Source organism: Bifidobacterium sp. 2450, from assembly GCF_041900695.1.
Classification (GTDB): Bacteria; Actinomycetota; Actinomycetes; order Actinomycetales; family Bifidobacteriaceae; genus Bifidobacterium; species Bifidobacterium longum.
Genome location: NZ_JBHEEA010000011.1, coordinates 80,581 through 86,580 on the forward strand (window position 1 = coordinate 80,581; position 6,000 = coordinate 86,580).

General features: G+C 61.3%; 8 protein-coding genes. 4 read left to right on the forward strand and 4 right to left on the reverse strand.

Features of this window, described 5'->3' with window-relative positions; all coding sequences use genetic code 11:
* Positions 1-114: 114 nt before the first annotated feature.
* The 3 genes from ACEUKI_RS07690 to ACEUKI_RS07700 form a co-directional block, all read right to left on the reverse strand.
* Entirely contained in the window at positions 115-324 is a 210-nt protein-coding gene (locus tag ACEUKI_RS07690; RefSeq protein WP_080784912.1) for a helix-turn-helix transcriptional regulator, read from the reverse strand.
* A 6-nt stretch (positions 325-330) separates the two neighbouring features.
* Entirely contained in the window at positions 331-591 is a 261-nt protein-coding gene (locus tag ACEUKI_RS07695) for a DUF2975 domain-containing protein (RefSeq protein WP_080784913.1), read from the reverse strand.
* 151 nt (positions 592-742) lie between these two features.
* Positions 743-1,564, reverse strand: a complete 822-nt coding sequence (locus tag ACEUKI_RS07700) for an alpha/beta fold hydrolase (RefSeq protein ID WP_080784914.1) — start codon at positions 1,562-1,564, stop codon at positions 743-745.
* Between the two features lie 286 nt (positions 1,565-1,850).
* Here ACEUKI_RS07700 and ACEUKI_RS07705 point away from each other — a divergent pair, with 286 nt between their 5' ends.
* On the forward strand, positions 1,851-2,789 hold the full coding sequence (locus ACEUKI_RS07705; protein WP_080784915.1) for a cobalt transporter: 939 nt from the start codon (positions 1,851-1,853) through the stop codon (positions 2,787-2,789).
* A gap of 88 nt (positions 2,790-2,877) precedes the next feature.
* On the opposite strand, the gene ACEUKI_RS07710 is transcribed toward ACEUKI_RS07705, so the two are convergent.
* Entirely contained in the window at positions 2,878-3,279 is a 402-nt protein-coding gene (locus tag ACEUKI_RS07710; protein WP_080784916.1) for a VOC family protein, read from the reverse strand.
* Between the two features lie 158 nt (positions 3,280-3,437).
* Between ACEUKI_RS07710 and ACEUKI_RS07715 the strand changes: the two genes are divergently transcribed.
* The 3 genes from ACEUKI_RS07715 to ACEUKI_RS07725 all read left to right on the forward strand — a co-directional run bounded on the left by ACEUKI_RS07715 (position 3,438) and on the right by ACEUKI_RS07725 (position 5,946).
* Positions 3,438-4,052 carry a nicotinamidase gene (locus ACEUKI_RS07715; protein ID WP_080785039.1) on the forward strand — a complete coding sequence of 205 codons (615 nt, stop codon included), beginning with the start codon at positions 3,438-3,440 and terminating at the stop codon, positions 4,050-4,052.
* A 99-nt stretch (positions 4,053-4,151) separates the two neighbouring features.
* A complete protein-coding gene (locus ACEUKI_RS07720; protein WP_374156675.1) occupies positions 4,152-4,649 on the forward strand; it encodes a Type 1 glutamine amidotransferase-like domain-containing protein in 498 nt (165 codons plus the stop codon).
* A gap of 112 nt (positions 4,650-4,761) precedes the next feature.
* Positions 4,762-5,946, forward strand: coding sequence for an IS256 family transposase (locus tag ACEUKI_RS07725; RefSeq protein ID WP_131218582.1), 1,185 nt, complete (start codon positions 4,762-4,764; stop codon positions 5,944-5,946).
* Positions 5,947-6,000: the final 54 nt, after the last annotated feature.

A 6,000-nucleotide genomic window follows, 5' to 3' on the forward strand; every position in this document is an offset into this window, starting at 1 on the left:
TCAGCTGCGCATAATCACATGATGATGCCCTATCGTCTTGCAGGATGATAGGGCATCATTGATTTTGGGAGAGACTACAAGTTGAACCATGAGTTCGAGCCGGTGGCGTGTCGATCAATCGTCATCTTCCCATTCGAGGATGTCTCCGGGTTGGCAGTCGAGTGCCTTGCAGATGGCGTCCAACGTGGTGAAGCGGACGGCTCTGGCACGTCCGTTCTTCAGAATGGACACGTTGGCGGGCGTGATGCCAATTTGTTCGGCGAGCTCGCCGACGCCAATCTTGCGTTTGGCCATCATGACGTCGAGATTGATGCGAATCGTCATCTCAAATCACCTGCTCGAGTTCGCTCCCGAGCCGGACAAGGAGAACAGTTTCCATACGGCCACGAACGCCGTTTCGATGCAGAGCAGGAACAGCACGCCCATAATGAGATATGGCCAGTGCATCGACGTCTGGCTCGGGCAGAGGCCGGCCAGCGCGCCGCTCAATCCCGGTACGGCGAATAGTTGGCCCCATAGGCAGGCCAGCCAGACCAGAATCACGATGGCTTTCATCGCGAGCAACACCCATCGGTTCATGTAGTTTTTCATAGCCCGGTCCTTTCAGGTGCCGACTTTTTTGGCGACACCGCGAACATCGATATGACTATATCGAAAAACGATATACCTTGCAAGGCGTATTGCGTCAACCGGCATTGGTCGCTCGTATACATATAGGCTTCGGCAGACTGTCAGCAGACCGTCAGCTCAACGGAGCGAACGCCATATGAGCCACCCATTCGCGCACGAGCGTGATGACGGCTTCGGGTTGGTCGATGTGCGCGTTGTGACCGGCATTGTCCAGCGTCACGAAGGTGGCGTTGGGATAGTGCGGCAACAGGGCTTGCTGATCTTCGTATCCGACGATCTGGTCTTGCTTGCCGGTGACGATGAGCACCGGACCCGCATATGTGCCGAGCATTTCCTCGGGATTATCGGCCAGCCAATAACGCTGATCCAGTCGTTCGCATGCCGCACGGTCGCACAACGCCACGCCGGGCAGGATGAACCGCTGGTAGCGCCGCCACGCGTCGAATGACTGGTTGACGCCCATGGTAATGAAATCGAACACCTGTTCCTGTGGCAAGGAGTGCGTCAGCTTGGGATTGGGCTGTGCAACCACATGTTCGGCCACGTGCCGGCCGGTATGCTGCGGGTCCACGACCGGCGCGATCAATGCCATACCGGCCACTCGGCGAGGTTCGCGCGCCAATACCTCGCGGACAAGCGCACCGCCCATCGAGTTGCCGACCATGGCGAATGGAGCCGCTTTACCGACAAGGCCGTCAATGGCCGTTTGCAGCCAATCCGCCATTTCCGGCAGCCCGCAGGCATGCTCGGGCAATGCCGGCGTACGGCCGAAACCGGGCAGATCCAGATATATACGGCGAATTGAATCATTGCCGTCAAACGCCTTGTCGAGCATCATCAGCGAACGATGGTCCACACCCATGCCATGCACGAACACGACGGGCAATCCATCATCATTGCCCTCAATCGCGCAGTACGGCTGCAATTGTGCCATGTGTTTCTCTCCTTCAACCCGGTACAAATCGCCTTTCACACAATAGCGGCAGCAGCTCCCCTGGTGTCGGAGCAATCCCGACCGCCATTCTCGGTTTCGAGGGGCTGATTTGCGTGGATGTCATGAAGCGTGAAGAATTGTCACAAAGTCGCGTGATGGCGCAGCCGCCGTTCAGGTGGATATGCCACGCTGTCATGATGACGGCCGAGCCGGAACACGGCAAATCCGCATGCTGCATAGGCCAGCCGGTCACGGTCAGCCATGACACCGAAATATTGGAGGCGCAATGGGACAACAGGTGCGGTACGGCAGACGCCGCTCCCATGGCGCGGGCGCGCTGATTGCAGCCGCCATACTTGTTGTTGCGGCGCTGATCGCGGCATGGACGCTGCTGCCACGGCTATTCACGCCTCGCGAGACCGCGCGCACGGCCGAGGAAGCATATTGCGCGGCGGTGTCGTCCGACGGAGCCCGCCGCACCTTGACGCCTGATCAGGCGCAGAACGCGGCGCTGATTGCGAACATCGCCGTCACGCGCGGACTGCCGGATCACGCGGCGACGGTGGCCATCGCCACGGCCATGCAGGAGTCGAGGCTGACGAATCTGGACTACGGCGACTTGGATTCGCTCGGCCTGTTCCAACAGCGGCCCAGCCAAGGCTGGGGCACGGCGGAGCAGGTGTCCGACATGACCTATGCGACAAACATCTTCTACGACCATCTGCTGCAGGTGCCGGATTGGGAGACGATTCCGGTGGAGGACGCCGCGCAGGAGGTGCAGCGCTCAGGCTACCCGGAACTATATGCCACATGGGATGCGATGGCACGCGCTTGGGCCTCGGGGCTGACCGGTGAACGGTCGGCGGGCGTCACGTGCGCGTTGGAGCCAGCAACCTCCTCGGACGCGGACGGGTTGGTTGCCGCCATAGGCGCTACACTGCCGAATGTCAAGGTCTCGGTTATGCCCCTAAACGGCAAAACCAGCACGAACAACGGCGCTGCGACCAATACGGCCAGCACAACGTTGGCGATCACGCTGCCGGACGGCCTGTCCACCGACAACCGCGCTCGACTTTGCTGGCAGACGGCAGGCTGGCTGGTCACGCATGCACGTCAATACGGCATTGATGCACTGCACGCGGACGGCATGGATTGGAACCGCAAAGCCGGCACATGGACCGGCACCGAAACCGCCGAGCAGACCATCACCTTCACGCTTGCGTGATGTGACCTATACCGCCGTTGCGACCACAAATCCGACTGGCTGGAGCCTACGCCGTCGATGCCGCCTGAGGCACGATACGGATATGTTTTTACTCGTTCGAATGAGCCCAATCCACGACGGCTTCGATGTTATTGCCATCCGGGTCCAGCACGAATGCGGAGTAATAGCCGGGATGGTACGGGCGCGGACCGGGAGCGCCGTTGTCTCGGCCGCCGGCGGCGAGAGCGGCTGCATGGAACGCCTGCACGGCTTGCTGGCTAGAGGCCAGGAACGCGATGTGTGTGACCGGCGTGACCGGCGAAGCCTCCGCCTCCGGCCCTTCAATCGGTGACACGTAGAAATCGGAGTGCAGGGTTCCGTCATCCACGCCGAATCCGAGCGTGGGCTCATGATGCGCCTTGACGATATAGCCGAGCGGTGCGAGCGCCTGTTTGTAGAATGTGATGCTACGGTCGATGTCTTTCACGTGCAACGTCAGATGGTCCAGCATGGTCTTGGTCGCCCTCCCCTGGTTCTTGTATTCGATTGCTGCTTGCAGTGTAAGCCCGAACGTTTCCCACAGGGCCGTGCATGGCTATGATGAGAGCAATCGCACGTCGAGTTCGAGACAATATTCAAAACGAATCCAAGGCAATAGGGGGAATGATGATGACCAAGGCACTGATTGTGGTGGATGTGCAGCCGACGTTCTGTGAAGGCGGCGAACTGGGTGTCGCAGGCGGCAACGCGGTCGCCGAGCGGATCGCCGATTACGTGAACGCGCATCGCAGCGAGTACGCGTATATCGCAACCACGCAGGACTGGCATATCGAGCCGGGCGCGCACTGGTCGGCGGAGCCGGATTTCGTGGACACGTGGCCGAAGCATGGTGCGGCCGGCACGCCGAACGCCGAATTGCATCCGGCGATCAAGGCGCTGATTATCCATCATCATTTCAAGAAGGGCCAGTATTCGTCGGCATATTCCGGTTTTGAGGGCATCGAGGACAATACCGACCGTATCCAGACCCGTGAGGAGGTCGCGGCCGAGCAATCCGCCGGCAAGACGCTGGCCAATGCGCTGAAGGCCGCCGGCGTGAGTCGCGTGGATGTGGTGGGCATCGCCGAATCGCATTGCGTCAAGGACACCGCGCTCGATGCCAGGAAGCTCGGTTTCGAGGTCACCGTGTTCGAGGACCTGACCGTACCGGTCAGCGAGGAGCTCGGTGTCGCGGCCCGCAAACAGATGACGGCGGCCGGCATCACATTGGCCGAGTCCCGCTGATCAGGCCGGATATACCCAGAGCGAACGCACGAACACTTCCGTATATTCAAGGCCGACACTGCCGCATAGTCGCCTAGTCGATATGTGAAGAAGGCTTTTATGGTTACGATGCTGCTGACTTCGATATTCCGCAACGCCTCGTCCGCCGTGCATGAAGTCGAACCGCATCCGCAAGGCAAGAGAGTCGCGTTCATCCCGACGGCGAACGCCGTGGAACCGTGGGGGCCGGTTCACTCGGCGTTGAGCAAGCGCGCGCTGCAACGCCTCGGTTTCGAGGTGGAGCAACTGGATGTGGAAGATGTGCCGAGCGGGTCCGCCGAACGCGTCACGCGTAGCATCGCCGAGGCCGACTGCATCTATGTGGGCGGCGGCAACACGTTCTTTCTCCTGCAGGAGTTGCGCCGCACCGGCGCCGACCGGGCCATCATCGAGCAGGTGCGCGCCGGCACGTCGTACATCGGCGAGTCCGCGGGCTCGGTCATCACGGCACCTGACATCGGCTATATCAAGCTCATGGACCGCACGGACAAAACCCCCGATCTCACCGATTACGCAGGATTGGGCTTGGCTGATTTCCGCGTGGTCGATAACGCCTGAGATTTTGCGCACTTTGGTTTGGGCTTGAGATAGGGGCATGGCCCGTGTCCTGTGTACGATTTTCAGTCGCCAGACATTAGAAAACCGCGATTGGAAACGAGGGCACGAAGCCATGTCACAGCAGATTCTACAGGTCGACCAGGCCATGTTGGAAACCACCCTGGACCGGATGGTCCGCAAAAGCGTCGAGGAGACCCTGAACGCGATGCTCGACGCCGAGGCCGACGAGATCACCGGCGCCGCGCGCTACGAGCGCAGCGGGGACCGCAAGGCGTACCGGGCCGGCCACTACGAGCGCGACCTGACCGTCAAGGCCGGCAAAATGAGCCTGAAAGTGCCGAAACTCAAGGGCGCGGTGTTCGAGTCGGCCGTGATCGAACGATACCGTCGGCGTGAGGAGAGCGTCGAGGAGGCCTTGATCGACATGTACCTGGCCGGCGTCTCCACCCGCCAGGTCGATGATGTCAGCCGGCTCCTGTGGGGCGACCGCATGCCCTCGCAGACCCTGAGCGACAAGCTCAAGCGCGTCTATGCGGATATCGACGCATGGCGGGGCAGGCCCCTCGAACAGGATTACCCGTACCTGTTCATGGACGGCGTGTGGCACAAAAGGTGCTGGGGCGGGTCCGTGGAGAACGTGAGCATCCTGGTGGCCATCGGCGTCGGCATGGACGGGCGGCGCGAGGTGCTTTCGGTGGCCGAGGGCATGAAGGAGGACGCGGAAAGCTGGCGCGAATTCATCAAAGGCATGCTCGCACGAGGCCTCAAGGGCGTGAGACTGGTGACGGGAGATCGGTGCGCGGGGCTGGTCGCCGCCGCGGGCGAGCTGCTGCCCGATGCCCGCTACCAGCGGTGCATGGTGCATTTCGAGCGCAACATACTCGCCAGGGTCAACCCCGGGAACCGCGACTGGGCGGCCGACGCACTGAAGGCCGTGTTCTCCATGGAATCACGCGACAAGGCGTTGGAGAAGGCCGAATCCGTCGCCCGGGACATGGAATCCAGGAAACTCAAGGAGGCCGCCAAATGCCTGCGCGAGGGCATCGGCGAGACCACGACCTACCTGCTCGACGACTACCCGCGCGAGCATAGGCGTCGGATCCGCACCAACAACATGATCGAACGGCTCAACCGCGAGATCAGGCGCAGGACCCGCGTGGTCGGCTCGTTCCCCGACGGACGCAGCGCGTTGATGCTCGTCTGCGCGAGGGTCCGCTACGTGACATCCGACGAGTGGTCGACGCGCCGCTACCTCGACATGTCAAGGCTCGGTGAGACCGTACCAGCAGCGAACTGATCACCGCCACAGGGACGGGCGAAGACCAAAGTGCGCAAGAGTTCGGGCACTACC